The 21,726-nt window shown below is 62.8% G+C and carries 25 protein-coding genes and 5 tRNA genes; 24 read left to right on the top strand and 6 right to left on the bottom strand.

Annotated features, from left to right (window positions below; translation table 11 throughout):
• Positions 1 to 6 precede the first annotated feature (6 nt).
• Positions 7 to 543 (top strand): DUF1697 domain-containing protein, encoded by a 537-nt coding sequence (locus B0E51_RS12590; protein ID WP_077445228.1) that lies wholly within the window; start codon positions 7 to 9, stop codon positions 541 to 543.
• 12 nt (positions 544 to 555) lie between these two features.
• On the opposite strand, the gene B0E51_RS12585 is transcribed toward B0E51_RS12590, so the two are convergent.
• From B0E51_RS12585 to wrbA, 3 genes are read right to left on the bottom strand one after another with little or no spacing between them, the layout of a single operon-like run.
• On the bottom strand, positions 556 to 1,440 hold the full coding sequence (locus tag B0E51_RS12585; RefSeq protein WP_077445227.1) for a hypothetical protein: 885 nt from the start codon (positions 1,438 to 1,440) through the stop codon (positions 556 to 558).
• Between the two features lie 38 nt (positions 1,441 to 1,478).
• Positions 1,479 to 1,850 (bottom strand): DUF2069 domain-containing protein, encoded by a 372-nt coding sequence (locus tag B0E51_RS12580; RefSeq protein WP_077445226.1) that lies wholly within the window; start codon positions 1,848 to 1,850, stop codon positions 1,479 to 1,481.
• Positions 1,847 to 2,443 (bottom strand): NAD(P)H:quinone oxidoreductase, encoded by a 597-nt coding sequence (gene wrbA, locus B0E51_RS12575; protein WP_077445225.1) that lies wholly within the window; start codon positions 2,441 to 2,443, stop codon positions 1,847 to 1,849. Before wrbA ends, B0E51_RS12580 begins: the two co-directional genes overlap by 4 nt.
• Before the next feature lie 100 nt (positions 2,444 to 2,543).
• Between wrbA and B0E51_RS12570 the strand changes: the two genes are divergently transcribed.
• The 3 genes from B0E51_RS12570 to B0E51_RS12560 are packed head-to-tail and all read left to right on the top strand — an operon-like array spanning position 2,544 to position 4,545.
• Positions 2,544 to 3,809, top strand: a complete 1,266-nt coding sequence (locus tag B0E51_RS12570; protein WP_077445224.1) for a YihY family inner membrane protein — start codon at positions 2,544 to 2,546, stop codon at positions 3,807 to 3,809.
• The gene (locus tag B0E51_RS12565; RefSeq protein WP_077445223.1) at positions 3,806 to 4,279 is read left to right on the top strand and encodes a TlpA disulfide reductase family protein; all 474 of its coding nucleotides are present in this window, start codon (positions 3,806 to 3,808) and stop codon (positions 4,277 to 4,279) included. The genes B0E51_RS12570 and B0E51_RS12565 overlap by 4 nt, the downstream gene beginning before the upstream one ends.
• Positions 4,279 to 4,545 carry an acylphosphatase gene (locus B0E51_RS12560; protein WP_077445222.1) on the top strand — a complete coding sequence of 89 codons (267 nt, stop codon included), beginning with the start codon at positions 4,279 to 4,281 and terminating at the stop codon, positions 4,543 to 4,545. Before B0E51_RS12565 ends, B0E51_RS12560 begins: the two co-directional genes overlap by 1 nt.
• 3 nt (positions 4,546 to 4,548) lie before the next feature.
• Here B0E51_RS12560 and ppk2 read toward each other — a convergent pair whose 3' ends face one another.
• From ppk2 to hemA, 3 genes are all read right to left on the bottom strand, one after another.
• Entirely contained in the window at positions 4,549 to 5,313 is a 765-nt protein-coding gene (gene ppk2 / locus B0E51_RS12555) for a polyphosphate kinase 2 (RefSeq protein WP_077445221.1), read from the bottom strand.
• A 108-nt stretch (positions 5,314 to 5,421) separates the two neighbouring features.
• On the bottom strand, positions 5,422 to 6,501 hold the full coding sequence (gene prfA, locus B0E51_RS12550) for a peptide chain release factor 1 (RefSeq protein ID WP_077445220.1): 1,080 nt from the start codon (positions 6,499 to 6,501) through the stop codon (positions 5,422 to 5,424).
• Positions 6,502 to 6,603: 102 nt separating this feature from the next.
• Positions 6,604 to 7,917, bottom strand: coding sequence for a glutamyl-tRNA reductase (gene hemA, locus B0E51_RS12545; protein ID WP_077445219.1), 1,314 nt, complete (start codon positions 7,915 to 7,917; stop codon positions 6,604 to 6,606).
• A gap of 161 nt (positions 7,918 to 8,078) precedes the next feature.
• Here hemA and B0E51_RS12540 point away from each other — a divergent pair, with 161 nt between their 5' ends.
• From B0E51_RS12540 to rplJ, 20 genes are all read left to right on the top strand, one after another.
• The gene (locus B0E51_RS12540; protein WP_077445277.1) at positions 8,079 to 9,764 is read left to right on the top strand and encodes a tetratricopeptide repeat protein; all 1,686 of its coding nucleotides are present in this window, start codon (positions 8,079 to 8,081) and stop codon (positions 9,762 to 9,764) included.
• Positions 9,761 to 10,366, top strand: a complete 606-nt coding sequence (gene lolB, locus B0E51_RS12535) for a lipoprotein insertase outer membrane protein LolB (RefSeq protein ID WP_077445218.1) — start codon at positions 9,761 to 9,763, stop codon at positions 10,364 to 10,366. Before B0E51_RS12540 ends, lolB begins: the two co-directional genes overlap by 4 nt.
• Before the next feature lie 8 nt (positions 10,367 to 10,374).
• Positions 10,375 to 11,757, top strand: coding sequence for a 4-(cytidine 5'-diphospho)-2-C-methyl-D-erythritol kinase (ispE, locus tag B0E51_RS12530; RefSeq protein ID WP_077445217.1), 1,383 nt, complete (start codon positions 10,375 to 10,377; stop codon positions 11,755 to 11,757).
• Between the two features lie 75 nt (positions 11,758 to 11,832).
• A tRNA-Gln gene (locus B0E51_RS12525) sits at positions 11,833 to 11,909 on the top strand.
• Positions 11,910 to 11,960: 51 nt separating this feature from the next.
• Entirely contained in the window at positions 11,961 to 12,902 is a 942-nt protein-coding gene (locus B0E51_RS12520; protein WP_174570668.1) for a ribose-phosphate diphosphokinase, read from the top strand.
• 145 nt (positions 12,903 to 13,047) lie between these two features.
• Positions 13,048 to 13,704 (top strand): 50S ribosomal protein L25/general stress protein Ctc, encoded by a 657-nt coding sequence (locus B0E51_RS12515; protein WP_077445216.1) that lies wholly within the window; start codon positions 13,048 to 13,050, stop codon positions 13,702 to 13,704.
• 52 nt (positions 13,705 to 13,756) lie between these two features.
• Positions 13,757 to 14,350 carry an aminoacyl-tRNA hydrolase gene (gene pth, locus B0E51_RS12510; RefSeq protein WP_077445215.1) on the top strand — a complete coding sequence of 198 codons (594 nt, stop codon included), beginning with the start codon at positions 13,757 to 13,759 and terminating at the stop codon, positions 14,348 to 14,350.
• 82 nt (positions 14,351 to 14,432) lie between these two features.
• Positions 14,433 to 15,521 carry a redox-regulated ATPase YchF gene (ychF, locus tag B0E51_RS12505; protein WP_077445214.1) on the top strand — a complete coding sequence of 363 codons (1,089 nt, stop codon included), beginning with the start codon at positions 14,433 to 14,435 and terminating at the stop codon, positions 15,519 to 15,521.
• Between the two features lie 99 nt (positions 15,522 to 15,620).
• A complete protein-coding gene (locus B0E51_RS12500; RefSeq protein WP_077445213.1) occupies positions 15,621 to 16,127 on the top strand; it encodes a GNAT family N-acetyltransferase in 507 nt (168 codons plus the stop codon).
• Between the two features lie 30 nt (positions 16,128 to 16,157).
• The gene (locus tag B0E51_RS12495; RefSeq protein WP_077445212.1) at positions 16,158 to 16,646 is read left to right on the top strand and encodes an acyl-CoA thioesterase; all 489 of its coding nucleotides are present in this window, start codon (positions 16,158 to 16,160) and stop codon (positions 16,644 to 16,646) included.
• A 103-nt stretch (positions 16,647 to 16,749) separates the two neighbouring features.
• Positions 16,750 to 16,835, top strand: a tRNA-Tyr gene (locus B0E51_RS12490).
• An 18-nt stretch (positions 16,836 to 16,853) separates the two neighbouring features.
• Positions 16,854 to 16,927 (top strand) — tRNA-Gly (locus B0E51_RS12485).
• A gap of 23 nt (positions 16,928 to 16,950) precedes the next feature.
• Positions 16,951 to 17,026, top strand: a tRNA-Thr gene (locus B0E51_RS12480).
• 78 nt (positions 17,027 to 17,104) lie between these two features.
• Complete coding sequence (gene tuf, locus B0E51_RS12475) at positions 17,105 to 18,295, top strand: elongation factor Tu (RefSeq protein ID WP_077445205.1); 1,191 nt, start codon at positions 17,105 to 17,107, stop codon at positions 18,293 to 18,295.
• 93 nt (positions 18,296 to 18,388) lie between these two features.
• Positions 18,389 to 18,464, top strand: a tRNA-Trp gene (locus tag B0E51_RS12470).
• Positions 18,465 to 18,545: 81 nt separating this feature from the next.
• Complete coding sequence (gene secE, locus B0E51_RS12465; protein WP_077445211.1) at positions 18,546 to 18,941, top strand: preprotein translocase subunit SecE; 396 nt, start codon at positions 18,546 to 18,548, stop codon at positions 18,939 to 18,941.
• A 7-nt stretch (positions 18,942 to 18,948) separates the two neighbouring features.
• Positions 18,949 to 19,509 (top strand): transcription termination/antitermination protein NusG, encoded by a 561-nt coding sequence (gene nusG / locus B0E51_RS12460; RefSeq protein ID WP_077445275.1) that lies wholly within the window; start codon positions 18,949 to 18,951, stop codon positions 19,507 to 19,509.
• A gap of 197 nt (positions 19,510 to 19,706) precedes the next feature.
• Positions 19,707 to 20,135 (top strand): 50S ribosomal protein L11, encoded by a 429-nt coding sequence (gene rplK, locus B0E51_RS12455; protein ID WP_077445274.1) that lies wholly within the window; start codon positions 19,707 to 19,709, stop codon positions 20,133 to 20,135.
• 3 nt (positions 20,136 to 20,138) lie between these two features.
• Complete coding sequence (gene rplA / locus B0E51_RS12450) at positions 20,139 to 20,846, top strand: 50S ribosomal protein L1 (protein WP_077445210.1); 708 nt, start codon at positions 20,139 to 20,141, stop codon at positions 20,844 to 20,846.
• Positions 20,847 to 21,188: 342 nt separating this feature from the next.
• Positions 21,189 to 21,722, top strand: a complete 534-nt coding sequence (gene rplJ / locus B0E51_RS12445; protein ID WP_077445209.1) for a 50S ribosomal protein L10 — start codon at positions 21,189 to 21,191, stop codon at positions 21,720 to 21,722.
• Positions 21,723 to 21,726: the final 4 nt, after the last annotated feature.

The raw sequence follows: 21,726 nt of genomic DNA, 5'->3' as shown, positions 1-21,726 counted from the left end.
GGCGAAATGAAATACGTTGCGTTCTTCCGCAACGTCAACCTGGGACGTCCAAACTGCCCGTCGAAAGTACAATTTGAGGCGGCGTTCGTGAGTGCAGGTGCTGAGTCCGCCGTGTCGTTCCTCACCAATGGCACTATCGCGTTCGTCGTCGCGGCGGGTATCGAACCACGCAATGTGCTCGCTGCGGCGCACCAGAGATTGCAGGTTGCATGCGGGCTCAGGGAGCCGGCGTTTATCCGCACCATCGACTATCTGGCGGAACTCGTGGCCCTCGATCCTTTTGTTTCCGTCGAGCGCAGCAGCGTCCATGAGTGTTGCGTATCGTTCCTGCCGCAGGGCATCGCACTGCCAGCGTTGCCACTGGAATCCCGGCGAGGCGATGTCGAGGTATTTCGCAGCACCGGCACCGAGGCATTGAGCCTCAGCCGCAAAGTCGGCAACACTCCCGGGAGCCCGAACGCCTTTCTAGAGAAATTATTTGGGCAGCCCGTCACTACACGCGCGTGGAACACGGTCGTTCGCCTCGTCGAGCGGCATGCCTGAGCCATCCTCAAGTCAATTTTCTGCCGGCGAGGCAGCGGCTCCAGTAAAGCTGGCTACAGGGTGTTCGTCGGCAAACGCAATCAATATTGTGAGGTTCTTCACCACCTCTGGGACATCCTCCTCAAGGAGTTGCCGCGCAGCTATGGTTTTTGCCTGTATGGCAGCTTTTGGACCCATCAAAGCAATCGTTTTCGCTGCTGTGCTTCGTGTGGATGGATTAAGTTTGTACTGCAACAAATCCTGCAATTCGGGCAATCGACCAAAGGCATCTGGATGTGTAGCGATGAGGTTGGCCAGCTTGGCGACAATGTCCGGTCTGGCAACTTGCCGAACGCCTAACTCCCTCGTACGTTGCAGAAGCAGATCGAATGGCTCGACTACCGGATCAGGAACCACGGGTACATGTCGTAGTACCCACTTGGCGATGCTGTAAGGGCGGCAGACGAAGAACAAGCCAATCCCGATTTGCATCAAATTCATCGCGGCGGCCAGTTTGCCTCCTACTCCCAGCCAAGTGAAAGCAGACTGTCCAGCGTCGGATGAAAGGGCGACTGCTCTCAGCCAAAGAATTACTAAAGGAACGATGGACTCCTTGAGCCACCACAAACCCATCAGAACGCAACCGACGACCACGATGTCGAACGGCGAAAACCTGACTTCCGGAACTTTAGTAAGGCCTGACATCAATCCGCGAGCCATCGCTCCGCTTAGCGCCCAAATGATTAGTGCCATCCCTACGCAAACACCGACGATTAGGACGCCCATCCACCAAGGATTGCTCCAGGTCGTGGTCATGTTCTTGAGAGCCGCAGTAATCGCAAAAAGTTGAAAAGCGCCCACACAGAGCCAGATGGCAAATAGCCTGAAACCAACCGCAACGAACTGTCTCGCACCCATCGTTATCCCCAATGTCAAACGAAAGTAGATGTTGCAGCTTAAAGCGACGTCGTTGTTCCAGGCCCACGCGGCCGCCGCACACCCGCACCCAGAGTGCCGATCAGCAACACGGTCAGCACGATTTCGACCAACGCCAGCCACCGCTCGCTGGAGGAACTCCAGCCTTCGGCGATGCCATGGCAGAAATAAAACAGGCTGAGAATGCCGACCCAGAGCAGGGCACGGCGCGGATCGCGGATCGCCAGCAATGGCAGCAGCAGCGGAATCACCGTGATCGCCAGCACCAGCCATACCGGGATGGTCTGCGGCGGGAACAGCCACGCATGCCAGACCAGCTGCAGCACGACCAGCGCGGCCCAGGCGAGCAGCCCCAGTCGTTGTTCCGTCGGTAGGGCGACGCGTGTACTCATGCGGCGCCCGCCAGTTTGCGCGCGGTGTCGGCGAGTCGGCGGCCCAGGGCGCGGGCCAGCTCGCGTTCGTGCTCGCTGATCGGGTTGTCGCCCTTGGCGCCGGCGACATGACTGGCGCCGTACGGCGTACCACCGCTCTGGGTGGCGGTCAGTGCCGGCTCGGTGTACGGCACGCCCAGCAGCAGCATGCCGTGATGCAGCAGCGGCAGTGCCATCGTCAGCAGGGTGGATTCCTGACCGCCATGCATCGTGCTGGTCGAGGTGAACAGCGCGGCGGGTTTGCCGACCAGTGCGCCGCTGGCCCATTCGGCGCCGGTCGAGTCGAGAAAATATTTCAGCGGTGCGGCCATGTTGCCGAAGCGGGTCGGGCTGCCCATGGCGAGTCCGACGCAGTCAAGCAGGTCCTGTTTCTGCACATACGGCGCACCATCCTCTGGCTCGGGCGGTTGTGCCACTTCAGTCACTGGAGCCACCGGCGGCACCTGACGCAGGCGCGCGCGCATGCCGGGTACTTCCTCGATGCCGCGGGCAATCAGTCGTGCCATCTGGGCGGTGTGGCCGCTGCGGCTGTAGTACAGAACGAGGATGTCCATGCATTTGGGGCGTTCAGTGGCGATGCGCTAGTGTAACGAGTGATGCCGCCGATATTGCCGTCGCGCCTGTCGCGGAATGGCAATCCACGAAGGGATATCCATGGCCTTGCGTTACGATCGCGACCGCACGTCGAACTTCAGCCGCTTCCTCTGGCAGCGCTTCGTCGACGACAAGTGCTTCGAGACGGCCGGTGCACTGTCCTACACCACGCTGGTGTCGCTGGTGCCGTTGATGGTGGCGGTACTTGCAATGTTCTCGGTGTTTCCGGTGTTTGCGAGTGCTCGCGACATCTTGCTCGACTTCGTGTTCCGCAACTTCGTGCCGGCGGCCGGCCGGCACGTGCAGGACGCGCTGAATGTTTTTGCCAGCAATGCCAGCGGGCTCACAGGCATCAGCATCCTGGTGATGCTGTTCAGTGCCGTATCGATGATGGTCAGCATCGAGGATCGTCTGAACCGCATATGGCGCGTGCAGCGGTCACGCGGATGGGTCTCGCGCTTGCTGCTTTATTGGGCCGCTCTGACGCTGGGGCCGATCCTGGTGGTCGGTGGCCTTGCGGTGAGTTCCTACATCACTGCGCTGCCAATGATTCAGGGCACAGCGGTTCAGCTAGGGCTGGGCGGGCGCCTGCTGCGGGGGTTGCCATTCGTGGTCACCTTCATCACCTTGTGGCTGCTGTATGTGGTGGTGCCGAACCGGCATGTGGCGAAGCGTGATGCGACGATCGGTGCGCTGCTCGGCGCTGTGCTGTTCGAATTCGCGCGCTGGGGTTTTCGCTGGTTCGTGCACAGCGCGCATACCTACCAGCAGATTTATGGCGCACTGGCGGCACTGCCGATCTTTCTGCTGTGGATCTACCTGTCATGGATCATCGTGATCCTGGGGGCGTCGATTGCTGCGTCGATCTCGTCCTTCGAATATCAGGCACCTGACAAAATCCTGCCGGAAGGATCGGAGTTCCTCGGACTGATGGTGGTACTGCGGTATTTCGTGGAGGCGCAGCGCGCGGGCACCTGTGTGGATCCTGTTGTCGTGCGCATGCGCGAACCGTATCTGCGCAGCGGCTTGATCGCAGCCTATTTCGATGACCTGCGGCGTGCCCAGTTGATCCGGCAAGGCGAGACGGGTGGCTGGCTGCTCTGCCGCAGTCTCGACAGTACCGATCTGCTGCGGATCTATGCCCATACCGGTTATCGTCTGCCGCTGAAGCCGGCCGAAGAAGTGGCGCAGCTGGGTCTTGAACTGCCTGCTGAATTGATCGGTCTGCTCGCCAGGGTGGCCGCTGCACTGGACATCCAGTTGGGTACCCGACTGCACCAGGCGTTTCCGGCGCCGGCATCCATTGAATCCGAGGAAACTGCATGACACTGTTCAAAACGTTTGCTGCGCTGGCCTTCGCGCTGGTGCTTGCCGCTCCCGTGCATGCGGCGATGCCGCTGCAGCCCACGCTCAAGGTCACCACGCTGGACGGCAAGACCTTCGATCTGGCTGCGCAGCGCGGCAAGTGGGTAATCGTCAATTACTGGGCGACCTGGTGTGTGCCATGCATCAAGGAAATGCCGGACATCTCGCATTTCGTCGCCACGCACAAGAATGTGACAGCGATCGGGCTGGCGTACGACGACAGCGATCCGGCCGACATCAAGGCCTTCATTGCGAAGCATCCGGTGGTGTACCCGATTGCCCAGGTCCCACTGGACAAACCGGTGAAGGATTTTGACGAACCGCGCGGCTTGCCGACCACCTGGCTGATCGGTCCGGACGGCAAGGTGGCCAAACCGTTCGTCGGTCCGGTGACCGAAGCCCTGCTCTCGGCGGCGATGAACGGCAAGTAATGCCGACGGCACGGTTCATCGTCAGTGGCAAGGTTCAGGGCGTGTTCTATCGCGCCAGTACCCGCGAGCAGGCGCTGCGACTGGGGCTGACCGGTTATGCGAGGAATCGGCCGGACGGCAGTGTCGAAGTGCTGGCCAGCGGCGAAGCTGAAGCGCTGGATGCGCTGGAGCGCTGGCTGCAGCAGGGGCCACCAGCGGCAAGGGTTGATGGGGTAAGTCGCGAGGATCTGCCGGAGCAGAGCCTGCGCGGTTTCCATACCGGTTGAAGGTCAGAACGTATCCGGTACCAGCACGGCTTTGTCGGTGACGTGCTCGGTTTTCGGTTTGCCCTTGAGCTTGGGTAGTTTCACCTCGGCGAGCGGTTTGTCATCGAATGGCACCTGTTGCAGCAGATGCCGGATCAGGTTGATGCGACCGCGCTTCTGGTCGTTGAAATCAACCACGAACCATGGCGCGCTGACGGTGTGCGTGCGCTCGATCATCACGTCGCGCAGCTTGCCTATTTCGGCGTATTTCTGTCGCGCAGCCAGATCGACCGGCGAGAGTTTCCATTGCTTCAGCGGATTGCTGGCACGCTCGGCGAAGCGCTCTTCCTGTTCTGCCTGATCCACCGCCAGCCAGTACTTGAGCAGGATGATGCCGTCGTCGGCGAGCAGCTTTTCGAACGCGGGAACTGCGTCGAGGAAGGCCTCATATTCCTTCTGGCTGCAGAAGCCCATCGCCGGTTCCACCACCGCGCGGTTGTACCAGCTGCGGTCGAACAGCACGAACTCGCCCGCACTGGGCAGGTGAGCGACGTAGCGCTGGAAATACCATTGCGTGGTTTCCTGCTCGCTCGGTTTCAGCAGCGCGGCGACCCGGTAATCGCGCGTGTCCAGGCTCTCGGTAATGGCTTTGATCGTGCCGCCCTTGCCAGCGGTGTCGCGACCTTCGAAGATCACCAGCAATCGCTTGCCACCGCTGCGCAGGCCGTGCTGCAGCCTGATCAGCTCGATCTGCAGTTGCTTCATCGTCTTGCGGTAGTGCTTGCCCATGAGTGTCCAGCCTCCAAACCTCTCAACCTCGTCATTCCGGCCTTCGCCGGAATGACGATAACGGGAGAGGTGGCTGCAGGGTAACCCAGCCTCCTGTGACGGCTAGGTTCAGACGCCGCCAAGCGCCTGCAGCTGGTCGGCCTGATGCTCGCGGGTCAGCGTGTCGACCAGTTCGCGCAGATCGCCCTGCATGACTTCTGGTAGCCGGTACAAGGTCAGGTTGATGCGGTGGTCGGTGATCCGCCCTTGTGGATAGTTGTAGGTACGGATGCGCTGGCTGCGATCACCCGATCCGACCTGCAGTCGGCGTGATTCGGCCTGGACGGCATTCTGCTTGCTTTGTGCTTCGTCGAGCAGGCGCGCCTTGAGCAGGCTCATCGCGCGGGCACGGTTCTTGTGCTGGCTGCGCTCTTCCTGGCATTCGACCACGGTGCCGGTGGGCAGGTGGGTGATGCGGATGGCCGAGTCGGTCTTGTTGACGTGCTGGCCGCCAGCTCCCGACGCGCGGAATGTGTCGGTTTTCAGATCGGCCGGGTTGATCTCGATCTCGTCGATCTCGTCGAGTTCCGGCAGGATCGCCACGGTCGCGGCCGAGGTATGGATGCGTCCCTGCGATTCGGTTTCCGGCACGCGCTGCACGCGATGGGTGCCGGATTCGAACTTCAGTTGCGAGTACGCACCGTTGCCCTCGACGCGGGCGACGACTTCCTTGTAGCCGCCGTGTTCGCCGGCGTGCTCGCTGAGCACCTCGACGTGCCAGCGCCGGCTTTCGGCGTAACGCAGGTACATGCGGAACAGGTCGCCGGCGAAGATCGCCGCTTCGTCGCCACCGGTACCGGCGCGTACTTCGAGATACAGGTTGGCCTCGTCGCGCGGATCCTTCGGCAGCAGCAGCAACTGCAACTCGCCATCGAGATCGAGCAGACGCTGCTGCAGCCGGGATACGTCGTCGGCAGCCATCTCGCGCAGTTCGGGGTCGTCCAGCATCGCGCGCGTTTCGGCCAGCTCATGCTCGGCCTGGTCGTGCTCGCGCAAGGACGCAGCGATCGGTTCGAGCTGGGCGTATTCCTGCGAGAGTTCGCGGAAGCGGGTGTTGTCGGCGAGCACGTCCGGCTGCGACAGCAGCAGGCCGATTTCCTCGTGGCGCTCGGCGAGTGTTTCGAGCTTGCGGCGGATCGATGGGGTCATGGGCTGGGGAAGGAAAGATCAAGTGGCGAGGGGTGAGTGGCGAAGCGGGAGCAGCTTCACCGCGGCAGCAGGGACTCGACTAGCGGCAGCCAGCCGCTCTCGCTAATTGTTCCCGTTTGGGGATTTATCCCCGTTTCGTGACTCGTCCCTATTTCCCGTTTCCTCTTCATCGAGTCCGTACAGCCGCCCGGCCGCGTGCAGCAGATCCAGGTCGCCGCTCAGCGCCGCCTCGCGCAGGCGTGCGCTGGGGTGGTGCAGCAGCTTGTTGGTCAACGTGTTGGCGAGAAACGCCAGCGCCTCGTCGGCCGGCTTGCCGCGGGCGAGCATGGCACGGGCCTTGTCCAGCACTTCGTCGCGGTAGAGTTCCGCGTGCTGGCGCATGTCCAGTGCGGGATTGCGCAGTGTGAGCGCACGGCGCCAAGCCATGTAGCGATCCACCTGCAGATCGATGATTGCCTCGGCTTCCTGGGCGGCGGCCGCGCGCGAGCGGCGGTTGTCGTCGATCACCTGACGCAGGTCGTCGATGCCATACAGGTAAACATCGGGCAGTTCACCGACGGCGGCTTCGATATCGCGTGGCACGGCAATGTCGACCATGAACATCGGTTTGCGCCTGCGTGTCGCCATCGCATGCTCGACCATGCCGCGGGTCACGACTGGCTGTCGCGCTGCAGTCGAGGAAATCACGATGTCGGCTTCGGCCAGATGCTGCGGCAGGTCGGCCAGGGCGATCGCGTAGCCACCATAACGGCCAGCCAGTTCCTGCGCAGTTTCCAGGGTACGGTTGGCGACGATCAGCCGGCGTGCCTGCTTCTCGGCCAGATGACGTGCGGCCAGCTCGATCGTGTCGCCGGCACCGATCAGCAGCACACACGCCTGTCGCAAGTCGGCGAATACCTGTTCGGCCAGTCTTACTGCGGTGTACGCGACCGATACCGTGTGCGCGCCGATGCGGGTGTCGGTGCGTACACGCTTGGCCACCGCGAAAGTGTGCTGCAGCAGGCGGTCCAGCGGAGCTTTCAGTGCCTGTGCTTCGCGTGCCTGCTGGTAGGCATCCTTCACCTGGCCGAGGATCTGCGGCTCACCGAGCACCATCGAGTCCAGTCCGGTGGCGACGCGGAACATGTGGCGCACGGCATCCTGTTCATCGTGCCGGTACAGGAACTCGTCCAGCTTGCCGGGGGTCAGATGATGATGACGGCTGAGCCATGTCTGCGGAATGTCCTCGGCACCAGTGCTCACCCCGACATACAGTTCGGTGCGATTGCAGGTGGAAAGGATCATCGCCTCCTCCACACCGGGCTCGCGGGTCAGTTCGAGCAGCGCCTCGCCGGCGGCGTCCGCATCGAACGCCACCTGCTCGCGCAAGCTGACCGGCGCGGTGAGGTGATTGAGCCCGAGGGCGATCAGCGGCATGGTGTGAGGAACATCCCGGCGGCAGGTGTCGGCGGCGTAGGCTAAGCTTGATCAGGCGCCCGATTGTGATGGTCGGTACCGCCGAAACAGACGAATTGACGGAGAGTAGTGTGCGGAGCAGGGCGGCCAAGTTCAAGCAACTGCGGCATTTTACGGCAGCGATGGCGCTGGGATTGAGTCTGGCAGCCTGTGCCAGTGCGCCCTCGCGGCAACTGCAGGCTGCTGCCTCGGCACAGCCTTTGGAGCGAGTGGTGGTGGTCACACCGGATGCCGACCACGATGTGCTGGCGCAGTTGCTGGCTGGCGAGATGGCGCTGGGTCGTACCGATCTGAAGACTGCATCCGGTTATTACGACAAGGCGATGGCGCTGAGCAACGATCCGCAGGTGGCCGAGCGTGCGGCCAGGCTGGCGATCGCGGTACATGACGACATCGCGGCCCAGCGTGCGCTGGATCGCTGGCAGGCGCTGGGCGCGAAACCGGTGGTGATGGCCGAGGCGCGCGCCGAACTGGCACTCGATCGCGGTGACGCCGACGAGGCACGTCGCCAGCTGGAGCTGCTGATCGGCAGCGGCGACAAGGATGCATGGCGCCAGTTCGGGCGCGTGTTGGTGGGCGCCCGCGATCAGGCCCAGGCGGCCCGGCTGCTGGAGGCGCTGGCGACACTGCAGCGACTGCCTGCTGATCCGCAGGCATGGCTGGCGATGAGCGAACTGGGCGACAAGTTCGGTCGGCATGCCTACGCCATGCAGATCGCCGAGGCTGCCATGCAGCGCTTCAAGAGCGTTGAAACCTATGTCTGGGCAGCACAGATGAAGTTCAGGGACGGCGATCGCGCCGGCGCACGCACGCTGCTGCAGAAGGCGCTCGACAAGGCGCCGCAGAACGTCCAGTTGCGCGTGGCCTACGCCAGCATGCTCAGTCAGGACGGCGATTATGCAGATGCCGCCAAAGTGCTTGAGCATGGCCAGCAGAACGGCGACACCTATTCCCTGCGTGCAGCGCTGGCCGCGCGGAACAACGACGACAAGACCTTGGCGGCGCTGTACCGGCAATTGCAGCAGGCGCCCGAGGATGTGCGCGAGCAGAGCGCCTACCTGCTTGGCCAGTTGGCCGAGATGCAGCATCGTGATGCCGAGGCATTGACCTGGTACGGGCAGGTTGGGGACAACGATCCGCATGCGTTCGATGCTGATCTGCGCAGTGCGCTGATCCTGCACACGCAGGGCAAGGTGGCGGAGGCGCATCAGTTGCTGGATCAGCTGCAGGTGGATTACCTCGACCAGCCCGAGCAGTTGCAAGAGGCTTATCAGGTCGATGCCGAGCTGTATCTGCGCGAACTGAAATATGCGCAGGCCGAGCAGGCATTCAGCCGCGCGCTGCAGGTGGCGCCGGACAATCCGGAACTGCTCTACAGCCGTGGCCTGGCCTATGCCGAGGGAGGCCAGATCGACCAGGCCGTGCAGGATTTCCAGCATCTGCTGAAGCTCAAACCGGGCGATGTCGATGCCAGCAATGCACTTGGCTTCACCCTGGCCGATGCCGACCGTGACTTGCCCGAGGCGGAAAAGCTGCTGCAGGCCGCACGCAAGGCCAAGCCGGACGATCCGGCGATCGCCGATTCCTGGGGTTGGCTGCAATATCGTTTGGGCCACCTCGATCTGGCTGCGCAGACCTTGCGCGGAGCATGGCTGGTGCACAAGGACGCCGATGTGGGCGTGCATCTGGGCGAGGTGCTGTGGAAGCAGGGCCGCCGGCAGGATGCGCAGCAGATCTTCGACGAAGTGCGCAAGCTCGATCCGCACAGCGCCAGCCTGCAGGAAACCCTGAAGCGACTGCATCCATGAAACGAAACCTGCGAATTCTCGCGGCCATCCTGCCGCTGTTGCTTGCTGCCTGTGTGCCGGCTGTGCGCGTCAAGGGCGATGCCGGCTTGCTCGACGCACAGGCCATGCGCGAGCAGGCGCTGGCGCATGCCGATCACTGGACGCTGGAAGGGCGGCTCGGGGTTTCCGACGGCAAGACGGGTGGCAGCGGAAGTTTCAGCTGGACGCAAAACGGCGAGCAGTACGAGTTCGTGCTGCGTGGGCCGGCGATCTCAGGCATGAATTTTCGTCTCAGCGGTGGTCCCGACGGCGCCTCGCTCGAAGGGCTGAACGGCGGTCCGTTGCATGGATCGGATGCCGAACTCCTGATGCACAAGGCACTGGGCTGGGAAGTCCCGTTGCGCGACCTGCGTGCATGGGTGCTTGGTCTGCGTGCCGACAGCGGAGAGGCCGAACTGAGCTTCGGCACCAATCGTCTGCCTTCGCTGCTGCAGCAGGATGGCTGGACAGTCGACTATCGCAAGTGGGATGAGTCGCGCCAGCCGCCGCTGCCGGTCGTGGTATTCGCCGGGAAGTCGCCATACAAGGTGCGGCTTTCGATCGAGTCGTGGCATTTCAACTGAGCCCGCGCATGACGTTTTCCATTGAGCGGGCCGGCCCGGCCCAGGCCGATGCGCTGTGCGCGATCGAGCGTGCTTGCGTGCAGATGTTCCGCGGCCATCCGGCGTGGGCGTCGTATGCGGCGATGTCGATCCCGCCGGAGTTGCTGCAGCGGGCGATCAGTCGCGGGCTGGTCTGGGTGGCGCTGGATGCGGCGGCTGTGCCGGTCGGTTTCGTCTGGCTGGATACCGATGTAGGTAACGACGGCATCGGTATCGCCGAACTTGACGTGCTGCCGGAACATGGCCGGCGTGGCATTGGCGCGGCGCTGCTGGAGCATGCCTGCGAGTGGGCGCGTGCGGCGGGTTACCGTCGCGTCGATCTGGGCACGCTGGCCGATGTACCGTGGAATGCGCCGTTCTATGCGCGGCACGGTTTCGTGGTGGTCGACAAGAACGACCCGCTATTTGCCTTTGCGCGCCAGCGCGATCGTGAAAACGGCTTTCCCGGGCATCTGCGGGTATTCATGAGCCGACCGTTGTTGCCGCTGGCACGGGGCGAGTGGACGGTGTGGCCGGCGCCGGCGAAGCTGAATCTGTTCCTTCGCATCACCGGGCGTCGGCCGGACGGCTATCACGAATTGCAGACCGTGTTCCGCCTGCTCGACTGGGGCGATGAAATCCGTCTGCGCGTGCGCGACGACGGTGCGATCAGGCGTACCCGGGAGGTGCCCAACGTGCCCGAATCGACTGATCTGATGGTGCGGGCGGCGCTGCTGCTGCAGGCATATGCAGGTGTCGCAGCCGGCGCCGAGATCGAGGTGGAGAAACGCATCCCGATGGGTGGCGGGCTGGGCGGTGGCAGTTCCGACGCGGCGACCGTGCTGGTGGCGTTGAACCGGCTGTGGCAGCTGGATCTGGGCGAGGATGCGCTGGCCGAACTCGGTCGCCAACTGGGTGCCGATGTGCCGGTGTTCGTGCGCGGCCGTTCGGCCTGGGCCGAAGGCATCGGTGAAAAGCTCACCCCGATCGACCTGCCGCGGCGTCATTACGTGGTGCTCGATCCGCACGAGGCGGTGCCCACTGCAGCGCTTTTTCAAGCCGCTGAATTGACACGAAATGCTCCGCGGGCGACAATTTCATCCTTTGCTTCCGGCGAAACGAAGGAAAATGCCTTCGCGCCAGTGGTGCGCGCGCGGCATCCGCGGGTGGCTGCAGCACTGGACTGGCTGGGCCGGTTCGGTGAGGCGCAGCTCTCCGGCAGTGGCGGTTGTGTATTTCTGGAAGCGAAATCATTCGATCGGATCGTGGCGATAGCTGCGCAGTGTCCGACGGGATTCACGGCCTGGATGGCCTCAGGTGTCGAGGTTTCACCCTTGCAGGATGCGTTGTCGCGTCATCGCGGCATGGATTGAAGAATGCGACAAGCCGACGTTTGCCAAGGGGCATGACGGCGGTCGACGGATACAGATACGAGCGGATACAAATTCTGGGGCGTCGCCAAGCTGGTTAAGGCACGGGATTTTGATTCCCGCATTCGCAGGTTCGAATCCTGCCGCCCCAGCCACTCATGATGGTCGTTGGTTTCGAGGAAACAACCGTGGACACGTCTACACCGATGATGCTGTTTACCGGTAACGCCCATCGTGCCCTGGCCGAGGATGTCGCCCACCGTCTGGGCGTGCCGCTCGGCAAGGCGCTGGTCGGCAAGTTCAGCGATGGCGAAGTGCAGATCGAGATCGAGGAGAACGTCCGTCGCCAGGAAGTGTTCGTCATCCAGCCGACGGGTGCGCCGAGCGCGGAAAACCTGTTCGAGCTGATGACCCTGGTCGATGCGCTGAAGCGCGCGTCGGCGGCCAGTGTCACGGCGGTGATCCCGTACTTCGGTTACGCCAGGCAGGATCGGCGCCCGCGTTCGGCACGTGTGCCGATCACGGCGAAGATGGTGGGAAAGCTGATTGGTACGGTGGGTGTGGACCGGGTGCTGACGGTTGATCTGCACGCTGACCAGATCCAGGGTTTCTTCGACATTCCGGTGGACAACGTCTATGCCTCGCCGATCCTGCTGGCGGACATATGGCGCAACCACAGCATGGACGACCTGATCGTGGTCAGTCCGGACGTCGGCGGTGTGGTGCGCGCGCGCGCCATCGCCAAACGGCTGGACGACGCCGATCTGGCGATCATCGACAAGCGTCGCCCGAAGGCGAACGTGGCCACGGTGATGAACATCATCGGCGACGTGGACGGCAAGACCTGCGTGATGGTCGACGACATCGTCGACACCGCCGGCACGCTGTGCGCGGCAGCTGCGGCGCTGAAGGAGCGCGGCGCACGCAAGGTGGTCGCCTACTGCGTGCATCCGGTGCTGTCCGGCGCGGCGATCAGCAATATCGAGGGCTCCCAGCTCGACCAGCTGGTGGTCACCAATACCTTGCCGTTGCGCGCGGAAGCGCTGGCATGCAGCAAGATCCGCCAGCTCTCGGTCGCCGAGCTGCTGGCAGAAACCATTCGCCGGATCGCCTTTGGCGAGTCGGTGAGTTCGTTGTACGTGGATTGATAGTTGAAAGTCCGCCCAGGACGGGCGGTTTGATGTTCAGCTTTTCCCGGCATGGATGCCGTGTGGAAGTAACGGACTTTTCTGGTCGCGGGAAAGTCATTCGACCGCTGCGAAGCGGTTACTACAAACCTAAGGCAGTACTGAAATGATCAAGACTCATGAAATCAAGGCACAGAGCCGCAAGGACGAGGGGAAAGGTGCGAGCCGCCGCCTGCGTCATGCGAGCTTCGTGCCGGCCGTCGTCTACGGCGCCGGTCAGGCTCCGCAGAGCATCCAGATCGAGCACAACACCATCCTGCTCGCCGCCAAGCACGAGTGGTTCTTCTCCTCGGTGCTCGACCTGAACGTCGACGGCAGCGTGCAGAAGGTGCTGGTGCGCGACTGGCAGAAGCATCCGTTCAAGCAGCTGATGATGCACATGGACTTCCTGCGCGTGAACGAGAACGAGGCGATCCGCGTCAGCGTGCCGCTGCACTTCCTCAACCAGGAGAAGTCGGCTGCCGGCAAGACCTCGGGCGTGGTGATCTCGCACAACCTCACCGAAGTGGAAATCTCCTGCCTGCCGAAGAACCTGCCGGAGTTCATCGAGCTCGATCTGGCCGACCTGAAGCCGGGCGACATCGTGCACCTGTCGCAGCTGAAGCTGCCGGCGGGCGTCGAGGTTCCCGCCCTGCACCTGGGCGTGAGCCACGATATCGCGGTGGTCACGGCCAACACCGTGCAGGAAGAGGTCGAGGAAGCTCCGGCCGACGCCGCTGCTGCTCCGGCCGCTGCTCCGGCCAAGAAAGACGACAAGAAGTAAGCCGCGCCGCCCCGCGCTCCATCGGAGCGCGGGGCGTCACTGCTCTGTCCGCATGGCTGGTTTGCGACTCATTGTCGGGCTGGGCAATCCCGGTGCCGAATACCTCAGAACCCGGCACAACGCCGGGTTCTGGTTTGTTGACGCCCTTGCCAGTGGGCAGGGTGAGCGCTTCGGTTTCGACGGCAAGCTGCATGGCGAAACCTGCAAGGTGCGCATAGGCGGGGAACCGGTCTGGCTGCTCAAGCCGGCCACGTTCATGAACAAGAGCGGCATCGCCGTGGTTTCGGCGTTGCGCTACTACAAGATCGAGCCGGAGGAGTGTCTGATCGCGCATGATGATCTGGACCTGCCTGCCGGTACCGTGCGCATGAAGTTCGATGGCGGTCACGGCGGCCAGAACGGTTTGCGCGATCTCATGGCCCATCTGGATCACGGCAAGTTCCATCGCCTGCGCGTAGGCATCGGTCATCCGGGGCATCGCGATCAGGTCACGCCGTGGGTGCTGGGCCGGCCGTCGGCGCAGGACGAGAATGCGATCATTGATGGCATCGCCCGCGCGCTGGACGTGCTGCCACTGGCAGTGGATGGCCAGTTCGAGAAGGCCATGCAGCAGCTGCATACACCCGAAGACCTCAAGCGCAAGTAACACCACAATTACAGCGGCAAATGTCAGTCGCAAGCCGATCCGCTGGCCGGTTTGCGACTGACATTTCCCCACCGGAAAAACCATGGGCATCAAATGCGGCATCGTCGGCCTGCCAAACGTCGGCAAGTCCACTCTCTTCAATGCGCTGACCAAGGCAGGCATCGCCGCGGCCAACTTCCCGTTCTGCACGATCGAGCCGAACGTCGGCGTGGTGCCGGTGCCCGATCCGCGCCTGGGCGCGCTGGCCGCCATCGTCAATCCGCAGAAGGTGATTCCGACCGCGGTCGAGTTCGTCGACATCGCCGGCCTGGTCGCTGGCGCGTCGAAGGGCGAGGGGCTGGGCAACAAGTTCCTCGCGCACATCCGCGAAGTGGACGCGATCGCTCATGTGGTGCGTTGTTTCGAGGGCGATGTGATCCACGTCGCCGGCAAGGTCGACCCGATCGCCGACATCGAGACGATCGACACCGAGCTGGCGCTGGCCGACCTGGAGTCGGTCGACAAGGCGCTGAATCGCGCCGAGCGTGCAGCCAAGGCGAACGACAAGGAGGCGCTGGCCAGGAAGCCGGTGCTGCAGAAGCTGTCCGCCGGCCTCAATGAGGGCAAGTCCGCGCGCAGCCTGGGCCTGGACGAGGAGGAGAAGGCGCTGGTGCGCGACCTGTTCCTGCTCACCCTGAAGCCGTTGATGTATATCGCCAACGTCACCGACGACGGTTTCGAGAACAATCCGCTGCTTGACGTGGTGCGCGCCCGTGCGGCCACTGAAGGCGCCGAGGTGGTGCCGGTGTGCGCCGCCATCGAGGAGGAGATGGCGCAACTGGAAGACGCCGACCGCGACGAATTCCTGAAGGACATGGGTCTCGACGAGCCGGGCCTGAATCGGGTGATCCGCGCTGGTTACCGTCTGCTTGACCTGCAGACCTACTTCACTGCTGGCGTCAAGGAAGTACGCGCCTGGACGATCAAGCGCGGTTTCACCGCGCCGCAGGCGGCAGGTGTGATCCATACCGATTTCGAGCGTGGTTTCATCCGCGCCGAGACGATCGGCTACGACGACTTCATCCAGTACAAGGGTGAGGCCGGTGCCGGTGCGGCAGGTCGGCTGCGCAAGGAAGGCAAGGACTACATCGTCAAGGACGGCGACGTGCTGCACTTCCTGTTCAACGTATGAGCGTTGTTGCTGGTGACCCCAAAAGCCCCGCCCCGGCGGGGCTTTTTTTACCCTGAATTCTTGTCAAACTTGCCGCTATTGAAGGCAACGAGGCATGGCATGTCCCGGCCCGCTTTGCGCATGCGTCTGGGACGCCCTGACGATGCCCGCGCCATTGGCGTCCTGATTCGTCGCGTGGTGCGTCGCTGGGTCGTGCCTGACCAGCCGCATGATGCCGCGATGGCGCTGTTGGAACGCCTCAGCGCGCAGGTGCTGCGCGAAAAGATGGCTGGCGGCCAGCGTTTCCATCTCGGCTATGTGGGCGATGTGCTGGTCGGCGTTTCGGCGATGCGTGACGACTGCCACCTGACCCAGTTTTTCGTGAGCACCCGCTATCAGGGCCAGGGCATCGCCCGCCAACTATGGCTGCGCACGATGCGTGACGCGTTGCATCGTGCTGACACGCGCCGCTTCACGCTCAATGCCACACGATGTGCCGTGCCGGTGTACCGGCATCTGGGTTTCGTCGAGACCGGGCCGGAAGGTCTGTCCCCCAACGGAGTGATCACTACGCCGATGTTGCTGGAGCTTGTGCCGCCGCCGGTATCGCGACGCAAGCAGGCATAATGCGAATTCATCCCGTCCGCCGGAGTCCGCATGCCAGGTCAGCAGAGTGAAGTGACGTTCCGCTTTCTCGCCGAGCCCACCGACGTCAATTTCGGCGGCAAGGTGCATGGCGGCATGGTGATGAAGTGGATCGACCAGGCCGGCTATGCCTGTGCGGTGGGCTGGAGCGGGGCGTATTGCGTCACCGCCTCGGTCAGCGGCATCCAGTTTGTGGCGCCGATCCTGATCGGCGACATGGTCACGGTGCGTGCTCGCCTGATCCACACCGGTACCTCCAGCATGCATTTGGCCGTGGACGTACTGGCGCGTGACCTGCGCAAGGATGAGCACCGGCTGGCGACCAGTTGCGTGATGGTGTTCGTGGCTCTCGACAGCCCGGATGGCAAGCCCACGCCGGTGCCGCACTGGGAGCCGCGCAATGACGGCGAACGGCAGTTGCAGGCGCAGGCGAAGCAACTGCTGGAGCTGTCCAAGGGAATGGAGAAACTGGTCGACCTGCGCGCTGCATCACTGGGCTGAAATGGATGCCGAATTTCGCCGGAAAATCGCTCCGGCATGCGAATTTGGTGTCGCGAGGTGTTGACAGTTTGGAGCCCGATCCACACAATACGCGTTCTTTGTTGGAGGGATACCCAAGCGGCCAACGGGGGCAGACTGTAAATCTGCTGGCTTACGCCTTCGGTGGTTCGAATCCACCTCCCTCCACCAGCAAGAGTTCCGCGCAGGGCGGGAGTAGTTCAATGGTAGAACATCAGTTTTCCAAACTGATTACGCGGGTTCGATTCCCGCCTTCCGCTCCATTGGCTCTCGCGTTGCGTTCAGTGCTCATGTAGCTCAGTCGGTAGAGCACTTCCTTGGTAAGGAAGAGGTCACAGGTTCGATTCCTGTTATGAGCACCATCTTTTTCGACCGTTACGGTTACCGCCCCGCAAGGGCAAGTTCCTTCAACTCATTGACTCCATCGGGGTTTAGCGCGCATGGCAAAGGGTAAATTCGAACGCACCAAGCCGCACGTCAACGTCGGCACGATTGGTCACGTGGATCACGGCAAGACGACGCTGACGGCAGCGCTGACGAAGGTCGGTGCGGAACGTTTTGGTGGCGAGTTCAAGGATTACAGCTCGATCGACGCGGCGCCGGAAGAGAAGGCGCGCGGCATCACGATCTCGACCGCGCACGTGGAATACGAGTCGCCGAACCGCCATTACGCGCACGTCGACTGCCCGGGCCATGCGGACTATGTGAAGAACATGATCACCGGTGCGGCGCAGATGGACGGCGCGATCCTGGTGTGCTCGGCCGCGGACGGCCCGATGCCGCAGACGCGCGAACACATCCTGCTGAGCCGTCAGGTCGGCGTGCCGTACATCATCGTCTACCTGAACAAGGCGGACCTGGTGGATGACGCCGAGCTGCTTGAGCTGGTCGAGATGGAAGTGCGCGAGCTGCTGAGCAAGTACGACTTCCCGGGCGACGACACCCCGATGATCCATGGTTCGGCCCGCCTGGCGCTGGAAGGCGACCAGAGCGAGATCGGCGTGCCGTCGATCATCAAGCTGGTCGACGCGCTGGACAGCTACATCCCGGAGCCGACGCGCGTCATCGACCGTCCGTTCCTGATGCCGGTGGAAGATGTGTTCTCGATCTCGGGCCGCGGCACCGTGGTGACCGGTCGTATCGAGCGCGGCATCATCAAGGTCGGCGACGAAATCGAAGTGGTCGGTATCCGCGACACGCAGAAGACCACGGTCACCGGCGTGGAAATGTTCCGCAAGCTGCTGGATCAGGGTCAGGCAGGCGACAACGCCGGTCTGCTGCTGCGCGGCCTGAAGCGTGACGACGTGGAGCGTGGCCAGGTGCTGGCCAAGCCGGGCACGATCACCCCGCACACGGACTTCGAGGCTGAGGTGTATGTGCTGTCGAAGGACGAGGGTGGCCGTCATACGCCGTTCTTCAAGGGTTACCGTCCGCAGTTCTACTTCCGCACGACCGACGTGACCGGCGCTTGCCAGTTGCCGGAAGGCGTGGAGATGGTGATGCCGGGCGACAACGTGAAGATGGTGGTGAGCCTGATCCACCCGATCGCGATGGACGAAGGCCTGCGTTTCGCCATTCGCGAAGGCGGCCGTACCGTCGGCGCCGGCGTCGTGGCCAAGGTCATCAAGTAAGATACGGGCATCGCGCTTCGGCGTGACGTTCAAAGCTCACGGGGCGAGCGGACTCAATGCCGCTCGCCGTCGTGTTTAAAGTTCAAGTCATGTACGCCAGTAGCTCAATTGGCAGAGCAGCGGTCTCCAAAACCGCAGGTTGGGGGTTCAAGTCCCTCCTGGCGTGCCACTTCCCCGAGGATCGAGACGGGTGACGATGGCAAGGCCGACCGCAAGGTTCGGCATGCTGCTGACATCCGATCACTAGTGCATGAATACCAAGGTAGAACAGCCCAAGGGCACGAACGCCGCCGACATCGCCAAGCTGGTACTGGCGTTGCTGGTGCTGGTTGCCGGTATCGTCGCTTACTCCTGGTTCGGGCGGGACGGCAGCATTTCCCCGTCGGTACGCCTGCTTGGCGTGCTGGCCGCGCTGGTGATCGCCCTGGCGATTGCCGCGTTCACCGCATTGGGGCGTCGCGTCCGGAACTTCATCGGCGAGTCGCAGTTCGAAATGCGCAAGGTGGTCTGGCCGACGCGCGACGAAACGATCAAGACGACCGGCATCATCATCGTGGTGGTGATCGTGCTGTCATTGCTGCTCGGCCTGATTGACCTGATCCTGAAGTCGGTCATTCTCGACTGGCTGCTGAAATTGGGTGCCTGAGGTGAGCATGAGCAAGCGCTGGTATGTGGTGCACGCCTATTCGGGTTTCGAGAATCAGGTGAAGCGATCCCTCGACGAGCGTATCAAGCGCGCCGAGATGGAAGAGCGGTTCGGCGAAGTGCTGGTGCCGACCGAGGAAGTGATCGAGATGCGTGGCGGCCAGAAGCGCCGCAGCGATCGCAAGTTCTTCCCGGGTTACGTGCTGGTGCAGATCGAGACGAATACCGAGGGCAAATCGCCACGGATCGACGACGAGTGCTGGCATCTGATCAAGGAAACCCCGAAGGTGATGGGTTTCATTGGCGGCACCGCCGATCGCCCATTGCCGATCAAGGACAGCGAGGCCGATGCCATCCTCAGCCGCGTGCGCGAGGGTGTCGAGAAGCCCAAGCCCAAGGTGTTGTTCGAGCCGGGCGAGATGGTGCGCGTCACCGAGGGCCCGTTCAACGATTTCAATGGCGTGGTCGAGGAAGTCAACTACGAGAAGAGCCGCCTGCGCGTCGCGGTGCTGATCTTCGGTCGTTCGACCCCGGTCGAGCTGGAATTCGGCCAGGTCGAGAAGGCCTGACCCGGACAGTTTCATCATCTTGGCACGGGGCTTGCTGAAAGCCTGACCAATCTCTATACTGCGCGGTTCACGCTGGATCTTTTTCGATCCGGCGTGCCCGTGTTTCAGGGTCTGCATGAGGCGGACCCGTTCCTTCCATCCACGGACCGGTGCACAGCGAGGAGCCGCAAGGCGCCTGGACTCGCGAGGAAAATCCAATGGCAAAGAAAGTTACTGGTTACATCAAGCTGCAGGTCAAGGCCGGTCAGGCCAACCCGTCGCCGCCGGTGGGCCCTGCCCTCGGTCAGCGCGGCCTGAACATCATGGAATTCTGCAAGGCGTTCAATGCCGCCACGCAGAAGATGGAGCCGGGCCTGCCGATTCCGGTGATCATCACCGCGTACTCCGATCGCAGCTTCACCTTCATCACCAAGACCCCGCCTGCCACGATCCTGCTGAAGAAGATCACCGGCGTGGCCAAGGGTTCGCCGAAGCCGAATACCGACAAGGTCGGCAAGGTCACCCGTGCTCAGCTTGAGAATGTCGCCAAGCAGAAAGAGCCGGATCTGACGGCGGCGGATCTGGACGCAGCGGTGCGCACCATTGCTGGTAGCGCTCGCAGCATGGGCCTGGTAGTGGAGGGTTAAGACATGGCAAAGCTCACGAAGCGTATGAAGTCGGCCACGGCCGCAGTGCAGCCGGGCAAGTTCTATGGTCTGGAAGAAGCCCTGAAGATCGTCAAGGACAACGCCACGGCGAAGTTCGCCGAGTCGGTGGACGTGGCTGTGCGTCTGGGCATCGACGCGAAGAAGTCCGACCAGGGTGTGCGTGGTTCTTCGTTGCTGCCGCACGGCACCGGCAAGACCGTCAAGGTTGCCGTGTTCTGCCCGCCGGGCGAGAAGGCCGAGGCCGCCAAGGCCGCCGGAGCCGATGCTGTCGGCATGGATGACCTGGCCGAGCGCATGCAGGCTGGTGATCTCGACTTCGGTCGTGTGATCGCCACGCCGGACGCGATGCGCGTCGTCGGCAAGCTCGGTCAGCTGCTTGGTCCGCGTGGCCTGATGCCGAACCCGAAGGATGGCTCGGTCACCGCCGACGTCGCCACGGCCGTCAAGAACGCCAAGGCAGGCCAGGTGAAGTTCCGCAACGACAAGGCGGGCATCATCCACGCCACCATCGGCAAGGCCAGCTTCGAGGCGTCCCAGCTCGCGGACAACCTCAACACGCTGATCGCCGACCTGCTGAAGGCCAAGCCGTCCACGGCGAAGGGTCAGTTCCTGCAGAAGGTTGCCCTGTCCAGCACGATGGGCGTCGGCGTTGCCGTCGATACCTCGTCGCTGAACATCGCGGCCAAGTAAGAATCAAGTCCTGCATCGGCGGTAGTCGGTGCAGGCAAGTTTTTGAAGGCAGCCCCGGCCATCGGCCGGAGCAGCCGTCAAAGACCGCAGGCGCGGTCAGCGCGCGATGACGACGGGCAGGAAGCTCGCACTGGCATGGAATCGCCGTCGTCGCCAGCGGGACCGCTTAATCGGGTTTCTTGCAAATCCGGCCTGCGCAGATGGTGCTGCCCGATCTGGAATTGTTCGACTGTTCTGGAAAGGCCAACACCCGGGACACCCGGTGTCCCCGACGTCACGGATGGCGTCGCCCAGGACCGCAAGCGGCAGGAGCCGTAAGCGGAGTTCATTTGGAGGAGTGCAATGGCTCTAAATCTGTCTCAGAAGCATGAAGTAGTTGCCGAACTGGCAGAAGTTGCCGCGAAGGCTCACTCCTTGGTTGCTGTCGAGTATGCGGGCACCACGGTCGAGCAGATGACCGCGATGCGCAAGAAGGCTCGTGAATCCAGCGTGTACTTGAAGGTTGTCAAGAACACACTCGCTTCGCGCGCTGTGGTCGGTACCGATTTCGAGGTCGTCAAGGACGCCCTGGTCGGTCCGCTGCTGTACGCATTCTCGATGGAAGAACCCGGCGCTGCCGGGCGTCTGATCAAGGAATTCGCCAAGGGCAACGACAAGCTGAAGGCGAAAATCGTCTCGGTGGAAGGCAAGTTGCTGCCGGCTGCGCACGTCGATGTACTGGCGTCGCTACCGACTCGCGAACAGGCTCTGGCCATGCTGGCCCGTGTGCTGGCCGAACCCGCTGCGATGTTTGCCCGCGCCGTCAAGGCTGTGGCCGACAAGCAGGGTGGTGGCGAAGTCGCCGCCGAAGCCCCGGCCGAAGCCGAGCCCGCCTAAGTTC

It is taken from the genome of Rhodanobacter sp. C05, assembly GCF_002001165.1.
Lineage (GTDB): Bacteria > Pseudomonadota > Gammaproteobacteria > Xanthomonadales > Rhodanobacteraceae > Rhodanobacter.
Note: the sequence above shows the minus strand (reverse complement) of the source record. Positions and strands in the feature narration are given on the sequence as shown.

Excerpts from the sequence above, each read along its gene's own strand:
- B0E51_RS12590 (WP_077445228.1), top strand. The coding sequence starts at position 7 with ATGAAATACGTTGCGTTCTTCCGCAACGTCAACCTGGGACGTCCAAAC.
- B0E51_RS12585 (WP_077445227.1), bottom strand. The coding sequence starts at position 1,440 with ATGGGTGCGAGACAGTTCGTTGCGGTTGGTTTCAGGCTATTTGCCATC.
- B0E51_RS12580 (WP_077445226.1), bottom strand. The coding sequence starts at position 1,850 with ATGAGTACACGCGTCGCCCTACCGACGGAACAACGACTGGGGCTGCTC.
- wrbA (WP_077445225.1), bottom strand. The coding sequence starts at position 2,443 with ATGGACATCCTCGTTCTGTACTACAGCCGCAGCGGCCACACCGCCCAG.
- B0E51_RS12570 (WP_077445224.1), top strand. The coding sequence starts at position 2,544 with ATGGCCTTGCGTTACGATCGCGACCGCACGTCGAACTTCAGCCGCTTC.
- B0E51_RS12565 (WP_077445223.1), top strand. The coding sequence starts at position 3,806 with ATGACACTGTTCAAAACGTTTGCTGCGCTGGCCTTCGCGCTGGTGCTT.
- B0E51_RS12560 (WP_077445222.1), top strand. The coding sequence starts at position 4,279 with ATGCCGACGGCACGGTTCATCGTCAGTGGCAAGGTTCAGGGCGTGTTC.
- ppk2 (WP_077445221.1), bottom strand. The coding sequence starts at position 5,313 with ATGGGCAAGCACTACCGCAAGACGATGAAGCAACTGCAGATCGAGCTG.
- prfA (WP_077445220.1), bottom strand. The coding sequence starts at position 6,501 with ATGACCCCATCGATCCGCCGCAAGCTCGAAACACTCGCCGAGCGCCAC.
- hemA (WP_077445219.1), bottom strand. The coding sequence starts at position 7,917 with ATGCCGCTGATCGCCCTCGGGCTCAATCACCTCACCGCGCCGGTCAGC.
- B0E51_RS12540 (WP_077445277.1), top strand. The coding sequence starts at position 8,079 with ATGGCGCTGGGATTGAGTCTGGCAGCCTGTGCCAGTGCGCCCTCGCGG.
- lolB (WP_077445218.1), top strand. The coding sequence starts at position 9,761 with ATGAAACGAAACCTGCGAATTCTCGCGGCCATCCTGCCGCTGTTGCTT.
- ispE (WP_077445217.1), top strand. The coding sequence starts at position 10,375 with ATGACGTTTTCCATTGAGCGGGCCGGCCCGGCCCAGGCCGATGCGCTG.
- B0E51_RS12520 (WP_174570668.1), top strand. The coding sequence starts at position 11,961 with ATGATGCTGTTTACCGGTAACGCCCATCGTGCCCTGGCCGAGGATGTC.
- B0E51_RS12515 (WP_077445216.1), top strand. The coding sequence starts at position 13,048 with ATGATCAAGACTCATGAAATCAAGGCACAGAGCCGCAAGGACGAGGGG.
- pth (WP_077445215.1), top strand. The coding sequence starts at position 13,757 with ATGGCTGGTTTGCGACTCATTGTCGGGCTGGGCAATCCCGGTGCCGAA.
- ychF (WP_077445214.1), top strand. The coding sequence starts at position 14,433 with ATGGGCATCAAATGCGGCATCGTCGGCCTGCCAAACGTCGGCAAGTCC.
- B0E51_RS12500 (WP_077445213.1), top strand. The coding sequence starts at position 15,621 with ATGTCCCGGCCCGCTTTGCGCATGCGTCTGGGACGCCCTGACGATGCC.
- B0E51_RS12495 (WP_077445212.1), top strand. The coding sequence starts at position 16,158 with ATGCCAGGTCAGCAGAGTGAAGTGACGTTCCGCTTTCTCGCCGAGCCC.
- tuf (WP_077445205.1), top strand. The coding sequence starts at position 17,105 with ATGGCAAAGGGTAAATTCGAACGCACCAAGCCGCACGTCAACGTCGGC.
- secE (WP_077445211.1), top strand. The coding sequence starts at position 18,546 with ATGAATACCAAGGTAGAACAGCCCAAGGGCACGAACGCCGCCGACATC.
- nusG (WP_077445275.1), top strand. The coding sequence starts at position 18,949 with ATGAGCAAGCGCTGGTATGTGGTGCACGCCTATTCGGGTTTCGAGAAT.
- rplK (WP_077445274.1), top strand. The coding sequence starts at position 19,707 with ATGGCAAAGAAAGTTACTGGTTACATCAAGCTGCAGGTCAAGGCCGGT.
- rplA (WP_077445210.1), top strand. The coding sequence starts at position 20,139 with ATGGCAAAGCTCACGAAGCGTATGAAGTCGGCCACGGCCGCAGTGCAG.
- rplJ (WP_077445209.1), top strand. The coding sequence starts at position 21,189 with ATGGCTCTAAATCTGTCTCAGAAGCATGAAGTAGTTGCCGAACTGGCA.